This is a genomic window from Shinella sp. HZN7, from assembly GCF_001652565.1.
GTDB classification, from domain to species: Bacteria; Pseudomonadota; Alphaproteobacteria; order Rhizobiales; family Rhizobiaceae; genus Shinella; species Shinella granuli.
The window spans coordinates 4,362,590-4,386,308 of the sequence record NZ_CP015736.1; the positions used below are offsets into that span (position 1 = coordinate 4,362,590).

Below are 23,719 nucleotides of genomic sequence, written 5' to 3' on the forward strand. Positions count from 1 at the left end.
GCAATCCGGCGCGCCGGATTGCACCGGACCTGCGCCAGGCCGTGCCCGCGCCCCTCGGGATCGCGGATATGCCCATACCCTGGTTTCGCGTGTTTCCGGCAAGCGCGCGCCGCCTATCCTTGATGGAACCACCCCAGCAGCACAGGACCCGTCCCATGGCCGACCTCTCCGCCCGCAGCATCCTTTCCGGCACCGCCGCCGGCCCGGTCATTGCGACGGGCGAGGCGCTGAGCTTCTGGGGCGGCGTCGATCCCGCCACCGGCCGGGTCATCGACGTGCACCACCCGCTGCATGGCGTCACGATCACCGGCGGCATCCTGATGATGCCGTCGAGCCGCGGCTCCTGCACCGGCTCCGGCGTCCTGCTCGACCTCGCCCTCACTGGCCGCGCCCCCGCCGCCCTCGTCTTCAGCGAGGCGGAGGACGTCCTCACGCTTGGCGCCCTGATCGCCGCCGAGATGTTCGGAAAATCCCTGCCGGTCCTGCGCCTCTCGCAGGCGGCCTTCGATGCCCTCTGTCGCGCCGGGAGTGCACGGATCGGCGAAACCGCCATCGAGGCTGACGGCCTCACGATCCCCGTTGCCCCGCCCGCCACCGCCGCGCTCGATCTGACGGAAGACGACCGCGCCATGCTGGACGGCCGCGACGGCATCGCCGTTGCGCTCGCCATGCGCATCACCACGGCCATGGCGGCCCAGCAGGGTGCCCACGAACTGGTCGATGTCGTGCAGGGCCATATCGACGGCTGCATCTATGCCAGCCCCGCCAACCTCACCTTCGCGGAAACGATGGCGGAGATGGGCGCGAAGGTCCGCGTGCCGACCACGATGAACGCCATCTCCGTCGACCGTGCCCACTGGCAGGCGCAGGGCGTGCCGCCGTCCTTCGGCGATCCCGCCGCCCGCCTCGCCGATGCCTATGTCCGCATGGGCTGCCGTCCGACCTTCACCTGTTCGCCCTATCTGCTGGACAGCGCGCCGAAGACCGGCGAGGCCATCGCCTGGGCCGAATCCAATGCCGTGATCTTCGCCAACACCGTGCTCGGCGCCCGCACGGCGAAGCATCCCGATTTCCTCGACCTCTGCATCGCGCTCACCGGCCGCGCGCCGCTGTCCGGGGTCTATCTCGACGAGCACCGCAAGGCGCGCCGCATCATCGACGTCGATCTGCCTGACGGGATCGACGATGCCTTCTGGCCGCTCATCGGTTATCTCGCCGGCCGTGCCGCGCCCGACCGCATCCCGCTGCTGCGCGGCCTTACCGCGGCAAGGCCGACGCGGGACGACCTCAAGGCCCTCTGCGCCGCCTTCGGCACCACCTCCGCCGCGCCCATGTTGCACATCGAGGGTGTGACGCCCGAGGCGGACGGCGCGGCCTTGCCCGCGGCCGACCGCGTGACGATCACCCGCGCCGACATGGTCGAGGTCTGGACGATGTTCAACGAAGGCCCGGCCGAGGTCGAGCTCGTCGCCATCGGCAGCCCGCATGCCTCGCTCTCGGAATGCGAGGCCCTCGCCGATGCCCTCGCCGGCCGCAGGTGCCACGCGGACGTCGCCGTGATCGTCACCGCCGGCCGCGACGTGATGGCGGAAGCCGGGAATACCGTTGCCCGGCTGAGGGAGGGCGGCGTCCAGGTCCTGCCCGACCTCTGCTGGTGCTCGATCTCCGAACCGGTCTTCCCGCCGAAGACCCGCACGCTCCTCACCAATTCCGGCAAATACGCCCATTACGGCCCGGGCCTCTCCGGCCGCACCGTCCGCTTCGGCAACCTCTCCGACTGCATCGAAGCCGCCGTGACCGGCCGCGTCCCCCCACGCCTGCCCGCCTGGCTTTCCTGATCGCGGGACGACAATGCCCGCCGGGGCTTGCCGGGCGGGCGTTCAGGGAACGCAAAGGCATGCGCCTCGGCGCGGATTTCCTGCGGGGGAAGATCAGGGAAGAAACTTAAGGGAAAATGGCGGACAGAGAGTCCGCCATACTGTTGTACAATAGAGACTATTGCGATCATAGAAGGTTATATAAATCAATAATTTAGTGACGCGCCCGAATTTCCATGCGTAGATCAATCACTTACAATAGCTGAAAGCTGTTGGGGTAAGGATTGGGGTAGGATGGCGCTTTCACTCAACAAATTGACCGCTCGGGACGTGACGAAAATCACCTCGCCCGGCCGCTATAGCGACGGCGGAAACCTTTATCTGGTGGTGGACGCGTCCGGCGCGCGTCGGTGGGTCTTCCTCTATCGCCGTGAGAACCGTGCCAGGGAGATGGGCCTTGGAGGCGTGAACGCGGTGCCACTAGCCAAGGCGCGTGAGCTTGCCGCGGACGCTCGCGCGCAACTGGCCGCCGGCACAGATCCGATCGCCGCAAGGGCATCAGCAAAGCTGACCGTGCCCACGTTCGGAGACTGCGCCGACGATTTCATCGTCGCCATGGCCCCGCAATTCCGGAACGCGAAGCACCTCGATCAGTGGAAGATGACGCTGAAGGATTATGCCAAATCTCTCAGGGAAAAGGCGGTCGATCAGATCGAGACCGCCGATGTCCTAGCGGTTCTCAAGCCGATCTGGCTGTCGAAATCCGAAACAGCCTCCCGATTGCGCGGGCGGATTGAACGCGTGCTCGACGCCGCGAAAGCGAAGGGCCACCGATCGGGCGAGAACCCTGCCCGCTGGCGTGGACATCTCGACAAGCTTCTGCCGAAGCGTCGGAAACTGACGCGCGGTCACCATGCCGCCATGGATTACGCCGATGTGCCGGCGTTTATCGGGGAACTGCGCAAGCGTGAAGCGCTGGCAGCGCTCGCTCTCGAATTCACGATCCTGACGGCTGCCAGATCGGGCGAGACAATGGGCATGCGGTGGTCCGAGGTCGACACGGACAAGGCCGTCTGGACGATCCCCAAAGGGCGCATGAAGGCTGGCCGAGAGCATCGCGTTCCGCTGTCGCCTCGGGCATTAGCGATAATCGCCAAGGCAACGGAATTCGGGACCGAGCCCGACGCGTTCGTGTTTCCTGGCCGGCGTGAGGGGCGACCGCTTTCCGTCATGTCCTATGAAATGCTGCTCCGGCGAATGAAGGTGCAGGTCACCACGCACGGCTTCCGCTCTTCATTTCGGGACTGGTGCGGAGAGGAGACATCGTTCCCGCGGGAGGTTGCGGAAGCGGCCCTGGCTCATGCCGTCGGCGACGAGACCGAGCGTGCCTATCGCCGCGGCGACGCGCTGGCAAAACGCCGCCAGCTTATGGACGCTTGGGCCGACCATTGCGAGCCGCCTGCGGCGGCGGTCGCCGTTCCCGCAACCGACATGTTTTCATAGGAGAGCGCGATGCCGAAGCTGTGCCCATTGCTTGCCGCCGCGCTAATCACGATCCTGGCAGGCTGCCAGACTACCGCCGAATATGAAGCCGCGGCGAACCGCGACCTTGACGCCCGCCTGGCGGCCTTCCGAGGATCAACAATGGCCGAATTCAGCGCCCGAACAGGACTTCTCCCATCGGATGCCTATCCGATCGCCGCCGGCCGCGTGTTCGTCATCGAAGGCCCGCCGATCTTCACGACACTGCCAGCCACCAGCGTAACGCCCGCGATCACGCGCGGCACGGCATGCCGGCTGCTCGTTTCGACCGAGCAGATCGGGACGACCCGCACGGCGGACGACTGGAAGATCGTTGAGATCCGGCACTCAGGCCCGTGCAACAACACGCTCTAGCCCGGCTCTCCAGAAGCATGGCGCACATCTGCGTCATGATAGTCCGAGAACGTGGCGCAGCCGCTCAACCGCATCGCCAGAAGCTAGTTGAGCAAGCGGAAGGATCGTAGAGTGTTCACCGTTTACACCCGTTCGAACAGGAGATATCGACGAGCGGCCGCTGTAAATATGACCGCGACGCAGCGGGAAAGCCCGCAACTGCTGGCGAGATCTCTTCAGGGCGTCATTTGCAGCCCCACGAGGTCGGACCAAATCGCGGATCGCCTCATGGGTCTCGTCTGGAAACCGAACTCCCGTCAGTTCCCCCGCCTGGTGCAATCGCGCCAGGCTCACGGCGTCGTGCCGGTTGGTCTTGCCCCGATCGCCTAATCGCTTGGGGATGAACGGTGGCGCAACAACCTCGCAAAGCATGGCCAAGCTCAAAGATTAGCCGATAAAGCTCGTATCCGGTCGGCTCCGCTTCGTAGCAGGAATGCAATCGCGTAGCCCGCTTCGCCAGCTTCTTCACCATCGAGACGACCGATCCCGGATCCGACGAGATATCCGTAAAATCGCACCTCACCGTGTCGCCGGCCGTCGGCGACCGCCACTGAGATCTTCAATTTCGAAGTATCCATTCCGATGAAAAGTTCGCTATCCATGTCCACGGTCAGTCCTCGCTTAAGCATGGGGCTCGGCACCGGCTCGTCCGGTGCAACCGCCGTTCCCATGCTTTTTTACGAAGGCGGGCTGCCTTCACCGTGCGAACATACGGTCTAGGACGACATTGCCGATCATTGCTGCGGTGCCTAGCGCAAGTTCGAAGGCGGCCTTGGGGCATCATCTCAACCGGACACAGGGAATGGGCCAATGGGTTCTGATCAGTGAGAGGCCGCATTATCCGTAGTAGAACAGCGGTATCTCCCCATCCGGGTGGAATTTCTTGACACCCGGAGCCGTATCATGTGAGCATATGAGCAATGCGGGATCGGAATACACGCTTGAATATCTTCTGGCCTTCAATGGCCGCGAACATCATTTCCCCGAGGGGTATTTCGTGAAGTTCGAAATCAAGCAGGTCGATCCGACGCCCGAGCGCCCACACGGCCTGCGCTATTCGCTCACCCTGCACGGGCCGAAAGGGACACGCCTGATCGGTTTCGACAATGCCCATCCCGTCGCGCCGGTGAGCGGGGCGCTTCAAGAAAAAGCGGCTTTTCGTCAAAGATTCTAAGAGACCCGTAGCGTGTCAAGTATCCCGCGCGACCACCACTATGTGCCGCAATTCTATTTGCGGAATTTTGCAATCGATCCGGGCAAACAAAAGCTGACGACCGTCACCAAGCACGGCCATGTCGCCGTCTGGGCCAAGCGCTCGATCAAAAGCCTCGGCTTCGAACGCGATCTGTATGTTTCCATGCGCGGCGACGTTCCCGTTTCCGTCGAAAGCATCATCAACGAGCGCATCGAAACGCCGATCTCCAAAAGCGATACGTGGCAGAAGATCAGCAGCGGCAACACGGCTGCGCTCGACAAGAGCGACAAGCCGATCCTCTATGCGCTGATCCGGCATCTGAATGTTCGCACGCCCCACTACCTGTCGGTGACGATGGAACTGGCACGGATGGCCGGGGACGAAAACAGCGCCTTCCCGTTCACGGACGAGGAACGGGAGCATTACGCCCACCTGCGGAGCAACCCGAACGAGGCGAAAGCCATGTTCAACCTTATGTCCATGTCCACGACATGGGCGGAGGCCGATTACCGGAAGGCGGCCATATCAATATTCCGGTCGCCGATCCCCCTTCGAACCTTAAGTTCGCCGGTTATGTCGCTGCCCGCGCCTTATCATCCGGCGCTGTATCTGCCCAAGCCGGGTATGATCCCGTTTCAGTTCGTGCTGGCCCTCAATCCCACAACTATAGCGACACTCGTTCTGGGAAACTTTGGCGATGTATTCACCAACGACGAAATGCCTCTCGATTCAGCGATCGGATACAACCGCAGCTTCGTCGCGCAGTTTGCGCACTTCGACGGCATCCGGCATCTGGTGACGAGCCGGGACGATCTGTCCACCGACATGACATGGGCCCCGTATTCGCTGGTCAGCAATACGGAGCAGAAAATCACGTATCGCCGGAAAGCTTAATCACCGGCCCGCAAAGCGCCGGAAACCGCGGGGAGGGGGATTGTCCATGCTCAAAACCGTGCATCCCTGTTGGCAGCAAGCGTTGTCTGTCGCCGCTCATCCGTCAAACGCACTCGCGTGGGAACGCACCAAGCTCAGCTATCCCGCGGCCACTGAATGGCTCAGCGAGATCTTTATGTCTTCGACAGTGCCCGGCGCAGGGTCAGCCGAGCCTCGAAATGATGATTTACGAACATGGCTGGAAGACCGGCGAAAAAATCAGTCTCGTGATAGACGGAAGGCATTTCCTCTCATCCTGCCCCGCGCGGGTCGAGAACGATCTTTATCGCTGACCGCTCTCGGCCGAACTGACCGACGCCATTGCGAAGGGCAAGCGAGGCAAAGTGGGGATCGATCCGGTCGGAAAAGGACAGCCCCTGTCGCTGCGGCGATGGGCAAAGTGGTGGCGCAATGCGCGGGTGCTCGACAGCCCGGTCCAACTTTGAATGGGCGCAAGACGGCGCTGGTGGAAGCTCCTAGGAGGATAGCATGCGTTTCTCTCCCCCCGAAGAGGCAGTTGTCCTCTATGAAACAGCGTTTACCGATGACCTGCTTGACCGCAAAAAGGTTGGGCAGGCGCTCTCCGACTTGCTGGAGCGCATCGAAGATCCCCTTGTCGTTGTGCTCGACGGCGGCTGGGGAGCTGGAAAGTCGTACTTCCTGCAAAGGTGGGTGGGCGCACATACGTCACAATTCGGCGGTAGCGCGACAACCGTCTATTTCGACGCGTTCGCCCACGACTATCTTGAAGACCCATTGGTGGCCTTGATAGGGGCTCTGAGTGAGAGGCTGCCGCCAGAGAAGAAGCCCACCATGGACAGGGTGAAATCCCTGGCCTGGAGGCTGATGAGGCCCGCTGCGCGCGTCGGACTATCAATCGCCACCTTCGGCGCGACGGAAGCGCTCAACGACGCTGGCGACGTCCTCGCCGAGGCAGTTGGGGAGGAGACGAAGGGCGCGCTCGACAAATTCTGGCAGCGGGAAGAAGGCCGTCGCGTTGCCATGGCTCAATTCAGGGAGGCTGTTGCCGCTCTGATGACCCCAATCGGCTCGGAGCAGACAGACCCCTCGCCACTGGTTATCGTTGTGGATGAGTTGGATCGATGCCGGCCAGACTACGCACTGCAAATTCTTGAAATCATCAAACACTTCTTCTCGGTGCCTCGGCTGCACTTCGTCCTCGGCGTCAATTTGAAGGCTTTGGAAAATAGCGTGAGGGCCCGCTATGGCGCCGATATCGACGCGACGCTCTACCTTCAAAAGTTCATCAGCATCACGTTTACCTTGCCTGAGACGGTTGGCGGGCACGAGGGGAAATTGGCGATCTTGGCGTTCGCCGAACAATTGTGTAAGCGCACGGAGATACCCGCGCAGATCGCCACGCCATTTCGAGAGCACTTGGAAGTCGTTGCCAAGGTCAATCGGGTTTCCATGCGCGATGTGGTACGCATGGTGACATCGCTAACGCTACTGCCCCGGAAGGTGCTTACCGAGAACTTCTTGAGAGGCTGGATTGAGGTTTTGATCACACTGGTTGTTTCGCGTGAAATTCGACCCGACCTTTATCCTAAGTTTCGACGATCAGCGTTAACCGAGGAGGAAATTTCCTCGTACCTGGGTTCAGTTCCAGAAGTGATAATGGAGAAAAGCGATGGCGGCGCTCACAACGAGCGCTACGATCATGAGGCGTTTTGGCGCCATTACGCATGGCTTTACATTGTAAGCGGCGGCGCTCTGGAAAACAAAGATACAGAGAAAGGTGTGATGGGGATATTTTCAAGCGGCTTCTCACGGCGAGAGCCGCGGTCTATCCCTCAAAAGATAGGCCGCGAATGGCTCGATCTCTTTACCGCCCTTTGAGAAACTGGACTTTTCGAGAGCCTGTCGATCAGATTGAAACACTAACGTCGCCGCGGTTCTCGAACCGATCTAGCTCTCAAAAGTCCGAAAACAGTGCTCGGGCTCCATAAACAAGCTATATACTATTTCAGGATTGGCATAACCGGCAACTCGGCGGACGATTCCCACGACATTTGCGCAACCAACGACCGAAAATACGGATACGTAGCGAAACGGCCCACTCGCCGAAGGTATGCTTCGACGTGCTCGTGCCCCACATCAGGGACATCCTTATAGACGACGAAAAAAGACGCATCAACGTTAAGCAAACGGGTTTTACCTTGGGAGATTTTCAAACTCCAAACAAACCGTCCACCAAGAGCGCCAATTTCTGTGTCGTGGTTTATGTCAACGACGTCGTGATCAAAAGTGCGAGAAAGGTTAATGTTCCCCTCGCTCTCTTGCTCGATCGCCGGATAATACTTTGGCTTCACAGAATACTTGAAATCAGTCAGCCGAATGTCAAGCAGCTCGGCTTTTTCGACCACCCTATTGTAAGCCGCCAGAGCTGCTTCCTTGTCGCTGGGCTTCTTCGATTTTGCAACAGTTTGGCTCATACCGCTTCCGACATGTAGAATACGCGATCCGACAAGTTGTCATTACAAATTTGAGTCGCATGCACACGCGTCGTCCTGGCCGCAATGACTTGCATCAAAAGCTCGGTTGTGCCTGCGCGGCGCTCCGTGAATTCGGTTCTGAAAGCTTTCTCCATTTGAACTTGCCACAGTTCCGTAGGATTAGGTCGATGATCGGAAGCGATCCGGCGCACCTCGTCATTAGGTTCGGTCGCGAGGCTGCACTTACGACCCAGCGCAACATAAATCTTTGCGATGGTTTCAAGAGTCAGGTTTGCATCGTCAGACAGAACCTGAGAGACCCAGGCAGCAGACACTCCCATACGCTGCGCCAACTGAGCCTGCGACAATCCAGCGGCCTTGATTTGGCGAAGAATATCGTACTGCACCTGGGCCCGGAGTTCTTCAGTTGCGAAGACCACCGCTTCATCATGGTTTTTAGGGCCGAAATTCATAGGCTCTCTCCTTCACGCATTCACTTTATCACAGATAGGGAGCAAGTTTCTTGGCCGCAGCCTTCAAGAGGTCGCGATCTGCTGAATTTTGCTTTTTACTATCATCGATCTCGGTGCATACGAAAATGTTTCCGGGGACAACTCCCCCGTAAACGCGCAACTGCCACGCCTTGAATGCCCACACCGCCACCTTAGTTCCTGCTTTGTCACCAGTTGAAAAATGCCCTTCATTCTTCAACTTAGTGTCGTCAAGAAGTTCATGCCCATCTTCTGCAAAGCGCATCATCCATGCACGACAACGCGCTCGCTCTTTTGCATCCGTCTTGTCGAAACGCTTGGCCACCCCCTTCGTCATAAAGACGCGGAAGGTTTTCCCGACGCACACTTCGACCAAATCGCTCATGCTCACCGGTCCACCGTTAAGTTAAAACTTAATCCTTGACAACAGGTGAATCAACCGCGACGTGAAGACGCAGATCATGAGGCCAAACTGCAACAGACGCGAATCGGGGTAGAGCAAGGACATTCAAGATCACTATAAAGTTGCGCACGGTTACGCAAGCGCGCAGAACAGGTCGGGTATCCCTACCGATCGATGAGAAGTCGGCAGCCATGTGAGCAAGGCGAACTATCAGTCGACGCGGAAGTTTGCTCGTATGTCGTGCCTCATTTCGTCTCTAGCACCCGGTGTGTAGGCCGAGCTGGAGCATATGCTCTCCAAGCACTACGGAACATTCCGCGTACCTTGCTTGACCCGCTCATTGAAGATTGACTCGCCAACTAGATGCTGTTTTCTCTCCCGGCAGTAGCGCTTGAGTTGCGCCATCTCTGGGAGGGGCATATGACGACAATCACGGCTGACACCGATCTACTGCAGTTCTTTCTTCCGAACTACACCCAAGTGAGATCCGGCGACACCTATGTTGAATTCCGCCTTCCGAACGGCTCAGATCCGGAATTTTCCGACGCGCTCTTCGTTTCGTTTACCGGTGAGTTCACCAATGTCGACGGGGTCATTTCGGGGACCATTACCCGGGTGTACCGCGGCGAGTACATGGCCCACGGTGGAAACTTTGACGAGGGGACCCTGACCTTCAAAGAAGGCATCTATATCGAAGACCTGGCAGCGTTCCAGAAATCCGGCATCATCGGCGTCCAGCTTCTTATGGCAGGCAGCGACGAGCTACATGGGATTAAGAAGGGCTACGGCGGGAATGACAAAATCTTCGCCTATGCCCTCGGCGATTTCGATGGCGGGACCGGATACGACACCCTCATCTTCAGGCAAGCGGGAGCGGGCGTAACTCTGGACCTGCACATCGATGGCGCTCGACTGAAATCGATTGAGGCTTACGAAGGCTCAAACCTGGCCGACATCATGAGAGGCGACGAGGGCGCGAACGTCTTCAACGGCAGCGCGGGGAACGACACCCTTGAGGGACGCGGCGGAAACGATAGGCTCTCTGGCGGCAATGGGAATGACGTGCTGTACGGCGGCGAAGGTGCCGACGTGCTATACGGCGGCCGGGGTCAAGATACGTTCATGTTCAAAAGCTTCCTCGACAGCACCAAGTCGGCGGCCGATCACATCACCTCTTTCAGCCGAGCCGACGACATTATCAATCTGAAGACCATTGATGCCAATTCCGAGAAGGCCGGTAATCAGACCTTCAAATGGATCGGGAGCGACAAATTTCACGGCAAGGCCGGTGAATTGCGCGCCTACAAATCCGGTGACAAGACGGTGATAGCCGGCGATGTCGATGGAGATAAGCAAACCGATCTGATGATCTACATCGATAAGGCAGTGAAGCTGACCTCCCTCGATTTCATCCTCTGACCCACGGTCGACATTCAAGGATGGCCCCGGCGCGCCATGTAGCCGAGGCCAGGACGCGATCAAATCGACTTGACCTCGACAGATGCTCTCCCGTCGGGATCGACACCGATGACGCACCCAATTGCGCGGACGTAGTCCGTGCCGGCGAGGTCGTCGATCGCTTTCAGGACGACCGTCGCAGAACCATCAGCCGCGCGCGCCGGCACGAGATATTTGCCGATATCCGCGAGCGTCGCCGGCACGTTGACCGGCACGAAGCCCGCCTTGGCGATGCGGTCGTAGCGCACGCGCTCCGTCTCAGCGGCCGCAAGCAGGGCTTTGCGTCGGGCCTCATAGGCCGCCGACGCTGCGTCGTATTCGGCCTGCGCCGCCGCGACATTCGCGTGGTAGGCGCTATAGCCTCCTCGGCGACAAGCTTGTCCGCGTAGAACTTCGCCAGCCTCGCTTGTGCCGTAGCTTCATCGATAGAGTTCTCAATTTCGACCGGCGGCCGGACCATATCCCCCGGCGGCGTCATTTTGGGCGCTTCGACGACGCGCATTTCGGGCGGCTCGCCGACCGGCTCGACGCCGTACTTGGCAACCAGGGCCTCTTCGACACCCCAACGATCAGCGCCGACGAGGTTCGGATCGGTCGACTTGATCACGAAGCGGCCGACCACGTCGTCGAAGCGATCCGTCAGCAGACCGTCCGCGTTATAGCCGAGGATCGCACCCTTCGGTACGTTGCCCCAAAGCTCCTCGATGACCTCGTGGTACTCCGCATAGTCGGCCCCGCTCGCGTTGATCGTTCCGCCAGCATTGATCGAACGGGACAGGCTGCCGCGGCCGACTTTCATGCCGGCCGATGCCGCGTTGACATTGGTGAGGCCGTAGAACTGTGCTGAACCATCGGCCTTGATGCGGCTGACGCCCCAATTCCCTTGCACGCCGAAGACGATCTCACCAGTCCCGGTGTGCTTGTTTTCGAGGATCAGGTTGCCAGAAGCGGTTACATATACAGCGCTGTCAGTTCCCGGTTCAGCACCGCTCTGCCATTGCAAGTAGACACCAGCCGAACCGCCGCTGAAGCGTCCCTTACCCGCCGTGATGAAGCTGCTGGCGACCTGCATGCGCCCATCGCCATCGGCCGTCTGCCGGAAATAGGTGTGGCCTTCGGCGGCGTCGACCGTGATGTATTTCCCGGCCTTGAAGAACGCTTCCGGCGTCGAATTCTGCGCGAACTGGCAGCCGACAAGCTGGTATTCGCGATCGCGGACGCCGCGCCAGAAGCCGGTGCCGCTGGCCGTGCATTCGATATCGATGTCGTTGCTGTCGCCCTTGAAACGGCAACCGTCAAGAATGAGACCGTAGCCGGTAGTGTCCTCGACCTCGGTGCGAAGTTCCAGGCCGCGATCGGACGTACCGATAATCCAATGGCAGCCAACGAAGTAGTGGTTCCAGTTGTTGATCGCGCCGCCGTCGACGATGACCCGCGTATAATCGAAATAGCAGTTCGAGAACATCAGGTTGTTGGCGGTCGGGCCGATGTAGAGTTCGCGCGACCAGGGATGGATGTCGGAGAACTGGATCGCGCCGCAGTATTCGATCTGCATGGCGCGCGTGACGCGCGAGCAGATAATCTGATGATAGCGCGCATCGTTCGTCTGGATCTTGAACGCGACCGTGTTCATGGAAATCTGGTCTTCGCCCGTCGGGTAGACCTGACCGCCGCTGAACTTCGGAGCTTCTTCGACATAGCCCTGAATGTTGACGTTCTCGACCAGCATCGCGCCGTTGATCGTGCGGTATCCGCGCGGGTTATAGGTCGGCAAGCCGATCGACGTCTCGAAGCCACAGCGGTTCTTGCCGATGAAGTCGATACCGATATCGCGGAACGACATCTGCGTCGTGTTCTGAAGGTAGATGCCGCCCGTCAGGAAGTTGCAGTCGATCGTGACGCGCTCGAAGGCGACCTTGTATATGCCGGTGTTGCTATCGTCGGCATTGAAATTGAACTGGTAGGCCAGCACCAAGACGTTCGACGAGACCTCGCCGCCGAGGCCGATCGCCGTCGACCAGTTATAGGCGCCCTGAATGGCCTTCAGGTGCAGGTCTTCGACATGGCCGTAGTAGAGCATGCCGGCGCCCGTGCCGACATTACCGATGCAGATGGGCTTCGACACCGCATATTTCTTGCCCGCGCCCGAGATCGTCCATGTGCGCCCGGCGGCATAGCTGTCGGGCATGTTGGAGCCGGTCGCCAGGAAATTGAACATGGCCTGAACGGCCGCGTGATCGTCTGCCGTAAAGTTGCCGACCGCGCCCCAATGCAGCGGGGTTATCTGCCGATCCGCCGGCCCCCACTTCTGCCCGTCCGCGGTCACGAGGGCCGGATAGGCATTGCCGGCGTCGACCTTCTCGTAGAACAGGACACGCTCGGAATGAAGCACCATCAACAGGGCGGCAGAGCCGGGCGACGCAGCCGCCGCATCTTCGCGCGACGGGTAGTAGAAGGTCGTTCCGCCCCCGCCGCCACCAGCTTCGAGCGACGTCAGCCGTGTGGCAACGCTGTTCAGCGTCGCGGTCAGCATTGTGCCGGATAGATTGCTGCGGTTCTCGACGCTGTCGGTGCTCACGGTGCCCGGCCCGGGGCGGGCCCGCCTCCCCCGCCAGTGCCGGCGTCGATAATCGCGTTGATCGACTGCGAGATGTTCGCCAGATCGTTGTCGATCTGCGGAGCCGGCAGGGGGCGGGCCGGGTTGCTGGCCTGCCAGCCGCTATAGGAATAGCCAGGATAGTATTTTGGAGGGGCCATCGTTCGCGCGCAACTACGTCGATATCAAGCGCCATTAACCGGCGAACTTGGTATTCGATTGACGTTGACCTGGCCGGGTGCCTAGTCGGTTTGCGCGGCGCTACGAGTTCCGCAAGCATTCGTGAGCAGCTTTAAATCTAACATCTTACGGCTGCTAAGAACAGCCGAAAAGTACCGAAAAACAGACGATTGCCTGCGCTATAACGAAATTATACGCTCCTCCCGACTAGCAGCTTCGTTCGGGACGCGGGATAATATGGTTGATTTGCACGAACAGGTTTTACTCGATCATTCAAGCGCCACAACTCACCCCGGAAAGGATGGACCGCTGCATCGAAAACGTGGCTTAATTACCGAGGCTCGATGGGAGTCGTGTTACGATCCCAAAAAGCTTAAGCTACATGGTTCTATCCTTATAAGCGGCAACACTTCACCGAACACAGACCGCCAGGCAATCGCGCTTCTTCACGTTGATGTCCGCGACTTCCGTGGCCTTATCTCCTCAATGCTTGCTGCGAACCGCGCAGCAACTGTTAAGGCCTTTTGTGATGCGATCATCGCGGAGGATGACTAACGGGCTTTTCTCCAAAAACTCTCGATCAGCGATCCGCCATGATCGCGCGGTTCGTCTCGTCGTCATCCTGGTTCATGAGGTTGACAAAGGTCGAGGCCTCGTTACCGAGCCAGCCTTTGGCCTTTCGCGCGAGCGCCGCGCGGTTCGCCGGGTTGTTGTCCTTCAGCAAATCCATCGCGAAATCTGGATTGAGCAGCGCCTTGTCCGTCATCCGCTCGATCGCGTCGCCGCGGGCGTTGCGGATCGCCCGCCGGGCAATGACGGCCGCGATCGATGTTGCGAGATAGGTGCCGCTGACCTGGCCGCGCATCCATGCGTAGGTACGGCTCTGGAGTGTTTCCGGCGTCAGGATGTTGTTGACGCCTTGCCCCGTACCGGACGTGCCGGCCGCCTTGCCCCGCGTCCGCAGATCGGCGTTGTCGAGCACATCGGCAAGCGCCCGGAGCTTTTCGAGATCTGCCGGCTTGTCACGGTAAAGCCGTTCGGCGACGGCGGACGTCGACGGATTGTCGAGCCAGGATTTCAGCCAGTCACCGCGCCACTGGCGCTTGCCGCTCATCGCGCGCTGCGCATTGTCGGTGCTCTGGCTTTCCGCCTTCAGCTTCTGCCAGAAAGCAGCCCGTGCGCCTTCGACTGCCTTCGGATTATCGCCAACGAAAGTGACGAGCTCGTCGGCGGCACGCGCCGGATCTTTGGAGGCAAGCACTTCGGCGATTGCCCGCTCTGAGGTCGCATCGCTGAACTGGAGATAGCGCCCGACAGTCCCGGCTCCTCGTTCGCGGCCAGGTGTGCCGTAGATGCGCTCGAAATCGAGACGGTGCGCGCCGGCAGCTGCCTCCGCAGTGCGGGCTTGCGCGGCGCGGCCGATCTCGTCGGAGAGACCGGGGAAGCGGTTCAGCTGTTCGGCATATTGCCGCTGAAACTGGTTGATGCGTCCGGCATCTCGCATGTCGGCCCTCGAAAGCACCTCGTCGCGGATCGCGGCGCGAACCTCCGGCGTGTCGGCCTGCGCGAAAAGCCGGTCCATGGCGCGCGGCTCGACGAACAGCCCGGCGACGCGCTCGTCGGCAACCTGCGGCTGGCCTCCTTCATATCGCCCAAGCGCGCGGGCGACGGGATCGCCCTGGCGGGTGAAGGCTTCGGCCTCGTCGAACTTTGCGCCGCGCGCCGTGTCGAGCGCGGCTTGCTGCTCCGGTGTCAGGTTCGAGCCGATGTAGTCGTCGACCGTCTTGATCATGTCGCCAAGCACGCGAGCGGCGTTACGCCCGCCCTTCTCGGCGCGCGGATCGGCCATCGCCGCGCGCTGGAGGCGCTGAAGCTCCGATTTGAGCGTCGTGGCCTCGTCGAGCGGGATCGGATCGGGGCCGCGGGGATCGCGTGTGATGGGATTGCCGGTGGCGTCGAGGATACCCGTAGGCTGAGCGCCCGTCTCGGCGGGCATGCCCAGGCGCTGCACCCTGGCGATCAGCCCTTCCGGAATGAGGTTGCGTTCGGCTTCCGTCAGTCCAGAGACGGCGCGTTCGAGCGCCTGCGTCAGCGGCGCGGGATCGGCGCGGACACCGCCGACGCCGGCAGCACGATAAGCCTCTTCCGTCCGCTGGCGTGCCGTGTCGCGTGCGACCTCCAGCCCTTCGCGCACGGTGTTGCCGCGCTCGGTCCGCGTCATTGTCGGCGTGACATTGCGGACGGCTTCCTCGGCTGCGCGCTGCGCAGTTTCCTGGCCGGTGATAGCCTCGATCAGACGGCGGTTTCGTTCCGCCTCGACCGCGGCGCGCATGGAACCTGGCGTTTCTTTCGGCTCGATTGAGCCCATGATGACATCGACGGCGTCGTTGTTGCGCATCCGGAGCGCATTGTAAGCTCCTGCCGACGGGCCTGCGGCGCGGCCATATTCAAGCGAGGCGATCCCGGCGTTACCAGTCGCGTCGGAAAGCGTTTCCTTGTAGCCGGGGATGAGATCCGACGGACGATCGCGCTGCGCCATAATCGCATCCACCAAGGCCCGCGTATCCATGACACCGTCTGCGGTTTCCGAGCCGGGCAGGCCGGCAGCGCGGCCGATGCGGTCGGTCACCGCATCGCTGACAACCTGATCGACATAGTTCGGGTTCTGGCGAACGGCGTTGAGGACGTTTCCTGTACCGCGAGCGACCATATGCGCCAAACCTATGCCCGACGCGCCCATGATAGCGCCGACGAGGTCCGTCAGATGCCCGCCCGTTGTCGAAGGATCCACTGCTTCGTTCGCAAGACCGGCACCCGTCCCGGCTCCACCCGCGACGGCCGCCTCTTTGCCCGCAAATATGCCGCGGTTCACGGCAGCGCTTTCGATGAAATTGCCGATGGGGCCGCCCATGGCCCGTGCGCCGTCGACGCCCATACGTCCGGCGGCGAACAGCGCGCCGCCGACGGGCACGGCCGCCGCACCGACCTCCTGCCCGGTACGCCGGACAATGCGCTGGAACGCATCGCGGGCGACGGGGCCTTCCGAGCCGGCGACGCGGCTGTCCGAACCGACGGCCTCTGCCGCCGCGTTGTAGCCGGAAGCGGCCAGGTCCGTCGGCGCGCCCATGATGGCGTCGATATATTCCGAGCCGAGGAACGGCTTTTCGCTGATCGGCCCGACGCCGTCGACGCCGGGGATCAGGTTCGCGATGCGCGGCAGGTTGTTCACGGCGTCGACCGGCAGGCCGAGCACCGTGGATGCACCCTGGCGCGCACCGGTCAGGCCGATCGCCGCGGTGTCGTCGGCGTAGTCCAAACCGGACATGATGGCCGACAGCCAGCCGTCATCTTCGACGGGCTGGACAGCCGTCGGCGTCGTGGCGGCCTCGCCGCCCGGAACGCCGGACTGGTCGCGCCGGTCTTCCGGCTGCGTGCCATCCGGCATCAGGATCGATCGAATGTCGTCGTCCGTCGCATTGCCGGGAACGTCGATGCGGCGACCTCCGAATTCAATGATGCGCCGCTTTTTCGGCTTTCGCTGATCATGAATACGCTGGGTTTCGCGCTTCGCGACACGATCAATTACCTCATCGGGCGTGTCGTCTGGAAACTCCAAGATTGTGCCGTCGAAAAGCTCGGCTTCGATCATTTGCGGCCCCCGGTCGTCACAGAGGGCGTGCGTTCAGCAGCCTCGAATTTGACGGTGTGAGATTGGCAGACGCTCATGCGATCGCCCTTTCGAGGATTTCGCGCACCTTGCCGGCTCGCCGATCTTGAGCGCGCATCTCGATTTCTTCGATGAGGCAAAGATTGTGGCACGCGTTGCGAAGCCACCGCGCATATGCTTGGCAATCAGCGCGATTGAGGAGGCGTCTGCCGTCCTGGCCGGCGTTGCCGGCCCATCGGGACACGACGCCGAGGACCCCATCGACCGCCTTGCAAGCGAGTTTCTGGTCCGCCTCGGTCTCGAAAAGCTCGATGATCTGGTCTCGCGCCATGGTGATTGCGGATGCCAGCATGTCATGCTGTTCCCCCGAGATGGGGCGGCGGGCAGATGCAGCATCAAGGCTGCTGAGCGCCGTGGAAACATTGAAGGCCGCGTCGCAGCCGCGTTCGACCCTGGCGAAGTAATCCACAATCGACAAGACGTCATAGTCGAATTCGGTCAGCGGCTCGGCATAGCGCGCGCCGAGCGGCGGCAGTCCGTCGTATGTGAGCGCATCATGATCGAGAGCAACCTGGTTCATGAGGCGGAGATTGTCGGGGAATGCACCGCGAAACTAGCCGGTCAAAACGGGTCGGTTTCGCGGTCCAACGCGGCTCTCCGCTTCGGACAGAAAGTCCGAAAGTTCCAGCGCGGCGCATTTTTGTTTGCGAGGTCGATGCAGCTTCCGGCGCGGCGTTTGGAGTGCCCCGGGGGGCGGGTGCCGGCTCCTGGCCGCCGGCACAACCAAGTCAATGATCGCCGCTCCGCCGATGGAGTGTCCGCATGGGCATGCCGATACGGACACCTCAAGCAGAGTGAAAAAATATGTACGTACGGGCTTGACGACAATCAACGTACAGGCAATAGTTCGTACATAACCCATACGGACAAGTGGAGCCGATCATGCAGAGCATTCAGACGAACGAGTTTCGCATCTTCACCAGCGTTTCCGCCGAGCTTCACGACGCAATGCGCCGCCACGATCGCAAAACGGCATACCTCGCCTTAGAAGAAATTCGCGCCATGCGGGACTATTCCGATTGGCCGGCGCTGCGCGCCCGCTGCAACGCGGCCCTGGCCGAATATTCTGTGCACTAAGGTGGCGGCATGACGAAAACCATCCTCTACGCGCGGGTCTCGACACACGAGCAAACCGCCGAGCATCAGCTAACTCAAGCCCGCGAAGCAGGCTTTTCCATCGACGACGTCATCAGCGACGAGGGCCTATCAGGCGTCACTACGCGCCTCTTAGAACGTCCCCAAGGCAAACGGCTTTTCGATATCCTACGCAAGGGTGACACACTCGTTGTCCGTTGGATTGATCGGCTTGGCAGGAACTATGAGGACGTCACCGAAAACATTCGGCAATTCATTCAACGCGGCGTGACCGTGAAAACGGTCATCAACAATATGACGTTCGACGGCGCGCCCAAAGACCCCATGCAAATGGCCGTCCGCGATGCGCTAATCGGGTTTATGGCCGCGATGGCGCAAGCCCAAGCCGAGGCGACCAAAGAGGCACAGCGCGTCGGTATAGCCCACAAGCGGCAGAAAGACGCGCCTGGCGTCTATAAAGGCCGGAAACCGTCATATAGCCGGAAGGATTTCGACGCCGTCGTTTTAATGCTCGGCAATGGTACCGGCGTTTCGGAAATCGCGAAATCGACGGGCCTCACCCGGCAGACTGTGCTTCGCATCCGGGCAAATCAGCCCCAAGCAAACGAAGTTTTGAAAGCGTGGGGTCTGTAAAACTCTGGAAATGTGCCCGGACATAACCTTGCTTCTCAAGCGCCGCGGACGCCTCGTTGACGGCGTCACCGATCGCGATCAACAAGACCCAATCGGAACCCCGACTATCGAACACGACATCACTTACAGCAAAACCGTATTGAAGCACTGCTTTCGCAGCCGCAGCGCCTGCGCGCTGCGGGGTGAGGATTACTAGGCCCGCCCCACTGTCGTCATGGCGCAAATCAAACGTTCTCCGCATTTTGCCGTCGGCAACGAGATTGGATAGCGGAATTTCCTCTGGGCCAATCATCGGCGCTGTGCCCTCCACTAGACCCTAAATCGGCCTCAACGCGCACGCGTCTGTCAATCGTAATCTTCACGTAAGACATTGGCCGACAACAGCAAACTTGAACGACAAACCCCTTGAAACCCTCACCCCGCGCAACCCGCAGGGCGAAAAAGATGCTTGTCCGAAGGACTGTCGCCCGACGAGCGTGATGCAAGACCACAGAATAAGGTGCTTGCCCCTACCAGTCGTGTTGGCATATCTTCTTGGAAACGCCCGTTGTGCCGCGGCGTTGTCTGCGATCTGGGTCGCTGCGGGCGCTCTCAAACCCTGCATTGCTGTGGCCGCGCGCAGTAGAAGGTCATTCGGTCATCGGGCGTTCGACCCATTTCCGGACCGGCAGAATTTCTGGGGTAAATTAGATCAATTCGCCAGCTGCCGGGGGCGTTTAGATAACTGGCGCATGGTGCGCGTACCATCCTCAGTCGAACATACCGCCATCGTCGTCATCGCTGCGCACGGCCTTCCCGGCGATGCGCTCTGATAGATCCGCGATTGCCCGCTGAATCTCCTCGGCGGTCATCTCGTGAGGCTCCTTCGTCTGTTGTTTTTCCTGCTGGCCGAAATAGCCGGCGGCGCGAAACAGCGTCGCGGCCGCAGCCTGGCGCGCATTTGCCGGGGCCTTTGGATCCCGGCACACGTCAATGCACGCATCGTAGGCGATCATGACCCCCTCGGTGTGAATTCGCCGAAGAAGATCGCGTTGGGTCTGGACTACGCTCGTTTCCGAATTCATGGCTCGATCCTCAATCAAAAATGCTCGCCGCTCGCGAGGCGAGTTGCCGTTCAAGTTCATCGATCTGGCGCTGGATGCGCTCGGCCTCTGGTTCTGGGGTCCGCGGCACTCCCTGAGAGAATGAAGCCGCAGCTTCCCGTGCCCGCTCCCTTCGGTCACGCGCTGCGGCGCGGGCGGAGGATGGGCCAGGGCGATGCGTCCTGTGCCATTCGTCGTGGCGCTGACGCTCGTCGGGCGTCATCTCCGCCAGCCGGCGCGCCCGCTTCTTCGCCGCCCTCTCCGCCGCCTTCAGTTTGCGGCCGAGCTTCTGTTCCGCGTCGGGTGCGCTGCGCTTCGGCCATTGGGTTCTATGCCACTCGTTTTCGGAGGGCGTTTTCCCGCCATGGCAGTAGCAACGCCCATTCGCCATGGCGATCTGCCGGCACGGCTCGCCGGTCGTTTTGGCGCGCGCCCCACACTTGGGAAGGGAGGCCGAAATCGCGTTGTATCTCGCAAGCGCCCGCGTGCCGCTCGCTATGACCGCGGCCGACGGCCGAGGTCCCCGTTTTGGTTTTCTGTCTGTGGGTTTCTTCATACGGCCATGTCTCCGAGGTCGTTTCGGCCCCTGCGCCCCTGAGGTATCCAAACCCGGCGATAGCTTTCAAAAACTACGGACATTTTGTCCTTGTCTCTGGAGACTGGTTTTATCGTTCCGGTGCAACTCCCTGTCGGGGTGTACCGACGGGAGGCGGCAGCTTGCGGGTGCCGAAACCTCCCCGTAGGGGCCGCAAGAACCCGCAACCCGCAACGATTGATTTCATTGAGCTTTTTGGAACGTTGCGGGGTGCGGGTGACCCGCAAGAACCCGCATCCAACTTCAAAACCACCTACAGCGTTGTTTTTGCTCAGGAAAAAGTATGCGGGTTGCAAGTGACCCGCAAGAGCCGCAAGCCTCATTTTCCGCCCTCCAGAGTAAGAGCTTCCCGCAAGATCATCCACGGCGCTTTCAGTCCATCCTTCAGTTTCCTCGCCATAATCCGGACATCCTGTCCGGCATGGGAAACCGCAACGCCCTCGCCGCTTAGCGCCAAGATGATCTTTCCGTCGATTTCCTGTCGCGAGGATGCCCGCGATAGCCCCTCGGATCTAAGCTTTTCTCCGATCGCGCCGGAGACGTCTCGAAGAGACACTTGCGATTGATCGGCCATGATCGTGTCGGCCGCTCGCGCAATGAAAAGCGCTTCTCCGCTACCCGCCTGTTTCGACTTCTCGCGATCGGCAAGCTGCCGCAGGTCAACCATCTCAAGAACGGGGGCGTGGTCGCCTTGCTGCCGGAGCGCTGCGCGAGGGTCATCATCGAAGAGGATGGCCGTGCCACCGTCGCCGATCCCTGTACCGTTTCCAACTTGCGCGCTCGTTCGCCGGAAAACCTGCGGGGTCTGTGGTTTGCGATCATGGCTGATCTTCGAATAGTCGAGGCGGATAAGACCGTCGTCGCGCGAAACGCCCCAAGCTTTCTCGTCTTCTGCATCGCCCGTTACGTTGACGAGCGTATAAGCTGATCGAACCTTGCCAACAGCCGCGAAGCCGCCGCGGCCCGCGCCCATGTCGCCGGCAGCCTGGCGGTTCTGTTTTGACGTGTGATGGATGACCGTAATCGCACACCGGAGGTCCGACGCCATCCGCGCCAGTTCCTGCAAGAGGGCGTCCTGATCGTCGTTCGAATTTTCGACGCTGCCGGCGGCGAGACTGATCTGCGGATCGAGGACGACCAGGGCGGCGCGATAATGCCTGATGGCGGCCATCAGCATGTCCGCGCCGGACGCGCGCTTCAGAGGGCTCCGGTTGTCTATCCGGTGCACCACCTTAAGGGTGGCCTGATCCACGCCGGACCAGAGAATGATTGGATGCTTCATCTCCGCGGCGGCAACGCCATAGTGGCGTTGCGCGGCGGCCAAGCGGCGTTCCATCTCGCTCAACCGGTCTTCGGCGTTGTAGACGATCACCGCACCGGTCGAATGCAGGCGCTCATGCCCAATCGGCGCTCCGGCCGCGTTGCGCCCCCGCAGAATGTCTTCGCGACCTGTGGCGACGACGAGCGCATCGCGAAGGGCGAAGGTTGACTTGGAGATGCCGGGCTCGCCGACGCATTGCGCGACGTCACCGACGGGAAGCCGCGGAGCGATCAGCCATTCACGAACCGGAAGGGCCGCCGCATCGACAAGGCCGGTTACGACCTTCAACCCGTGGAAGCCTTCCTGTGCGGAACTCGCCGCCGGGGCGTCACGAACTTGCTCGTCTGGATCTTCCGGATAGTCGTCGAAATGCTGGTGAGCGGCGGCGAGAGTGTATTTGATGCCGCCATGTGCAAAGCTCTTGATCTCGTAGGTCCGATGGGAAGAGAGAACCATGGCAAGCCCGCGGCCGCCGTTGTAATCTGGTTCGAGCGGGTCGGCACACGTTTTCCTGTCGAATGCAGACGGGTTTTCGAGGATCTCACCGACCGTTGCGCTCGTATCGTCGTCGAAGTAGATTTCCCAATCAATCGGAAGATCGTGCCTCTCAAGGGCCCCGCGGACACTTCGACGGGCGCTCTCGGGGTCTCGTCCACGGGCTATCAGCTCGGCGATGCGCTCATTCTCATAGGCTTCGCGAATTGCTTCGGCTCGCGGTGCCAAGCGGGCTTTTAGATCGCGGATCATTACCGCAAGGCGCTGCCGCTCCTCCTCTGTCAACGGGGGCAAGAGGCGGGTGTCGAGCATACCGCCGCTGACGATGTTCGAACGGCGGGGAACAGAAACCAAGCGATCGTCGGCGATGATCGGGTCGGCCTCGAAGAAGAGCCGGCTGACGTCGGCCGACGCGTGAACGTCGAAAAGCGTGCGCGCCAGCACCGCGCCGGTTGCAGTGATTTTGCCCCACAAAAAGCCCGCCAGCATCAGCCTGTCTGCCAGGCGCTGCGCGAAGTCCTCTATGTCCGTCCCGTCTTTCACGATGAAATAGCGATGCTGACCGCTCTGCTTCGGGCTTTGATCCCGAAAGGCGACGCCAGCCGAGGCAGAATTCCGGCCGAGCATCGCCGCGCCCGCAAAACCCTTGAAGACGGATGCCAGTGCCCCGGAAAGGGATCCTGCTTCCCCGATCCTTGCGAGAAGGTCAGACGGGAATTCCGCTGTGTCGAAATCCATCCCAAAGAGCGCCGGCCCCTCGACGACGGGAAAATTCTCCTGCGTCCTGGCGATGTTCCCCTTTGATGGTGACTGCCCGGTGTGCAGCGCGATATTCCATTCGTCCCGGCCCGCGCGCGGCGGCGCGCAGATGATGGCCTGCTGCGAGGTGAGCCGTTTCAACGCGTCGGCGAGGTGGGTCAGCGCCTCGGTAGGGTCAGCGGGAAAGGTGAGCCGCGTGAAAGTGCCGGCGTATAGCGCCTTCGCCATCTTCTTCGTCAGGTGACCTGCCGCATCTACGCCGCAAGTTTTGGTGAGGGCGTCGATACTGGTGACCAGCGTGCATTCGATCGCCTTCGGTGCGCCTACCGCTTCCGGCCCGGCATCAGGCGTCACTTTCACGGCCGCGCGCGACGGTGATGCTTGAGCTTCCCGCTCCTTACGTCTCGCATGCCACTCCTCGTTGCTTCTAATCCGAAGCTCTTGAGGTGCGGAGGGGTTCACGCCTTGCGATCCGGGCGTCGTTTCGCTAATATTGGGCTGCATCAAACACCTATTGAGCCGGCCGCGCATGCCAGTGCGCGCCGGCT

Annotated in this window: 20 protein-coding genes and 1 pseudogene; 10 read left to right on the forward strand and 11 right to left on the reverse strand. The window is 60.9% G+C overall.

Annotated elements, in window-relative coordinates; translation table 11 throughout:
• Window positions 1-155 precede the first annotated feature (155 nt).
• The 3 genes from shn_RS20870 to shn_RS20880 all read left to right on the forward strand — a co-directional run bounded on the left by shn_RS20870 (window position 156) and on the right by shn_RS20880 (window position 3,713).
• The gene (locus shn_RS20870; protein ID WP_064332111.1) at window positions 156-1,838 is read left to right on the forward strand and encodes an aconitase X; all 1,683 of its coding nucleotides are present in this window, start codon (window positions 156-158) and stop codon (window positions 1,836-1,838) included.
• Between the two features lie 273 nt (window positions 1,839-2,111).
• Window positions 2,112-3,320: a site-specific integrase gene (locus tag shn_RS20875; protein ID WP_064332112.1), complete on the forward strand. Its 1,209-nt coding sequence runs from the start codon at window positions 2,112-2,114 to the stop codon at window positions 3,318-3,320.
• A 9-nt stretch (window positions 3,321-3,329) separates the two neighbouring features.
• Window positions 3,330-3,713, forward strand: coding sequence for a hypothetical protein (locus shn_RS20880; RefSeq protein ID WP_064332113.1), 384 nt, complete (start codon window positions 3,330-3,332; stop codon window positions 3,711-3,713).
• A gap of 153 nt (window positions 3,714-3,866) precedes the next feature.
• Here the strand turns inward: shn_RS20880 and shn_RS37630 are convergent.
• Window positions 3,867-4,354: pseudogene (locus shn_RS37630) on the reverse strand (transposase); the annotation flags it as partial.
• Window positions 4,355-4,665: 311 nt separating this feature from the next.
• Here shn_RS37630 and shn_RS20890 point away from each other — a divergent pair.
• From shn_RS20890 to shn_RS20900, 3 genes are all read left to right on the forward strand, one after another.
• Window positions 4,666-4,926: a DUF6516 family protein gene (locus shn_RS20890; protein ID WP_064332114.1), complete on the forward strand. Its 261-nt coding sequence runs from the start codon at window positions 4,666-4,668 to the stop codon at window positions 4,924-4,926.
• Window positions 4,927-4,938: 12 nt separating this feature from the next.
• Window positions 4,939-5,841, forward strand: coding sequence for a DUF4238 domain-containing protein (locus shn_RS20895; RefSeq protein ID WP_084438210.1), 903 nt, complete (start codon window positions 4,939-4,941; stop codon window positions 5,839-5,841).
• A gap of 528 nt (window positions 5,842-6,369) precedes the next feature.
• Window positions 6,370-7,740, forward strand: a complete 1,371-nt coding sequence (locus tag shn_RS20900; protein ID WP_064332116.1) for a P-loop NTPase fold protein — start codon at window positions 6,370-6,372, stop codon at window positions 7,738-7,740.
• 122 nt (window positions 7,741-7,862) lie between these two features.
• Here shn_RS20900 and shn_RS20905 read toward each other — a convergent pair whose 3' ends face one another.
• From shn_RS20905 to shn_RS20915, 3 genes are read right to left on the reverse strand one after another with little or no spacing between them, the layout of a single operon-like run.
• Complete coding sequence (locus tag shn_RS20905) at window positions 7,863-8,336, reverse strand: hypothetical protein (protein WP_064332117.1); 474 nt, start codon at window positions 8,334-8,336, stop codon at window positions 7,863-7,865.
• The gene (locus shn_RS20910; RefSeq protein WP_064332118.1) at window positions 8,333-8,809 is read right to left on the reverse strand and encodes a helix-turn-helix domain-containing protein; all 477 of its coding nucleotides are present in this window, start codon (window positions 8,807-8,809) and stop codon (window positions 8,333-8,335) included. The genes shn_RS20905 and shn_RS20910 overlap by 4 nt, the downstream gene beginning before the upstream one ends.
• 28 nt (window positions 8,810-8,837) lie before the next feature.
• Entirely contained in the window at window positions 8,838-9,212 is a 375-nt protein-coding gene (locus tag shn_RS20915) for a hypothetical protein (protein ID WP_064332119.1), read from the reverse strand.
• Window positions 9,213-9,650: 438 nt separating this feature from the next.
• Here shn_RS20915 and shn_RS20920 point away from each other — a divergent pair, with 438 nt between their 5' ends.
• Entirely contained in the window at window positions 9,651-10,649 is a 999-nt protein-coding gene (locus shn_RS20920) for a calcium-binding protein (RefSeq protein WP_168168936.1), read from the forward strand.
• A gap of 163 nt (window positions 10,650-10,812) precedes the next feature.
• Here the strand turns inward: shn_RS20920 and shn_RS20925 are convergent, their stop codons facing one another.
• From shn_RS20925 to shn_RS20935, 4 genes are all read right to left on the reverse strand, one after another.
• On the reverse strand, window positions 10,813-13,266 hold the full coding sequence (locus shn_RS20925; protein ID WP_145925971.1) for a hypothetical protein: 2,454 nt from the start codon (window positions 13,264-13,266) through the stop codon (window positions 10,813-10,815).
• Complete coding sequence (locus shn_RS35940; RefSeq protein ID WP_145925972.1) at window positions 13,263-13,445, reverse strand: hypothetical protein; 183 nt, start codon at window positions 13,443-13,445, stop codon at window positions 13,263-13,265. Before shn_RS35940 ends, shn_RS20925 begins: the two co-directional genes overlap by 4 nt.
• Window positions 13,446-14,044: 599 nt before the next feature.
• Window positions 14,045-17,113, reverse strand: coding sequence for a hypothetical protein (locus tag shn_RS20930; protein WP_064332122.1), 3,069 nt, complete (start codon window positions 17,111-17,113; stop codon window positions 14,045-14,047).
• Window positions 17,114-17,186: 73 nt separating this feature from the next.
• The gene (locus shn_RS20935) at window positions 17,187-17,711 is read right to left on the reverse strand and encodes a hypothetical protein (protein ID WP_064332123.1); all 525 of its coding nucleotides are present in this window, start codon (window positions 17,709-17,711) and stop codon (window positions 17,187-17,189) included.
• A gap of 362 nt (window positions 17,712-18,073) precedes the next feature.
• Here shn_RS20935 and shn_RS20940 point away from each other — a divergent pair, with 362 nt between their 5' ends.
• The 3 genes from shn_RS20940 to shn_RS36485 are packed head-to-tail and all read left to right on the forward strand — an operon-like array spanning window position 18,074 to window position 19,115.
• Window positions 18,074-18,268: a hypothetical protein gene (locus tag shn_RS20940; RefSeq protein ID WP_145925973.1), complete on the forward strand. Its 195-nt coding sequence runs from the start codon at window positions 18,074-18,076 to the stop codon at window positions 18,266-18,268.
• Window positions 18,269-18,277: 9 nt separating this feature from the next.
• Window positions 18,278-18,919 carry a recombinase family protein gene (locus shn_RS20945; RefSeq protein WP_064332125.1) on the forward strand — a complete coding sequence of 214 codons (642 nt, stop codon included), beginning with the start codon at window positions 18,278-18,280 and terminating at the stop codon, window positions 18,917-18,919.
• Between the two features lie 28 nt (window positions 18,920-18,947).
• A complete protein-coding gene (locus shn_RS36485) occupies window positions 18,948-19,115 on the forward strand; it encodes a hypothetical protein (protein ID WP_168168937.1) in 168 nt (55 codons plus the stop codon).
• 553 nt (window positions 19,116-19,668) lie between these two features.
• On the opposite strand, the gene shn_RS20955 is transcribed toward shn_RS36485, so the two are convergent.
• The 3 genes from shn_RS20955 to shn_RS20960 form a co-directional block, all read right to left on the reverse strand.
• Complete coding sequence (locus shn_RS20955; RefSeq protein ID WP_206362191.1) at window positions 19,669-19,914, reverse strand: hypothetical protein; 246 nt, start codon at window positions 19,912-19,914, stop codon at window positions 19,669-19,671.
• A gap of 79 nt (window positions 19,915-19,993) precedes the next feature.
• Window positions 19,994-20,557 (reverse strand): hypothetical protein, encoded by a 564-nt coding sequence (locus shn_RS35155; protein ID WP_084438212.1) that lies wholly within the window; start codon window positions 20,555-20,557, stop codon window positions 19,994-19,996.
• A gap of 358 nt (window positions 20,558-20,915) precedes the next feature.
• A complete protein-coding gene (locus tag shn_RS20960) occupies window positions 20,916-23,675 on the reverse strand; it encodes an AAA family ATPase (RefSeq protein WP_168168938.1) in 2,760 nt (919 codons plus the stop codon).
• Between the last annotated feature and the right edge of the window lie 44 nt (window positions 23,676-23,719).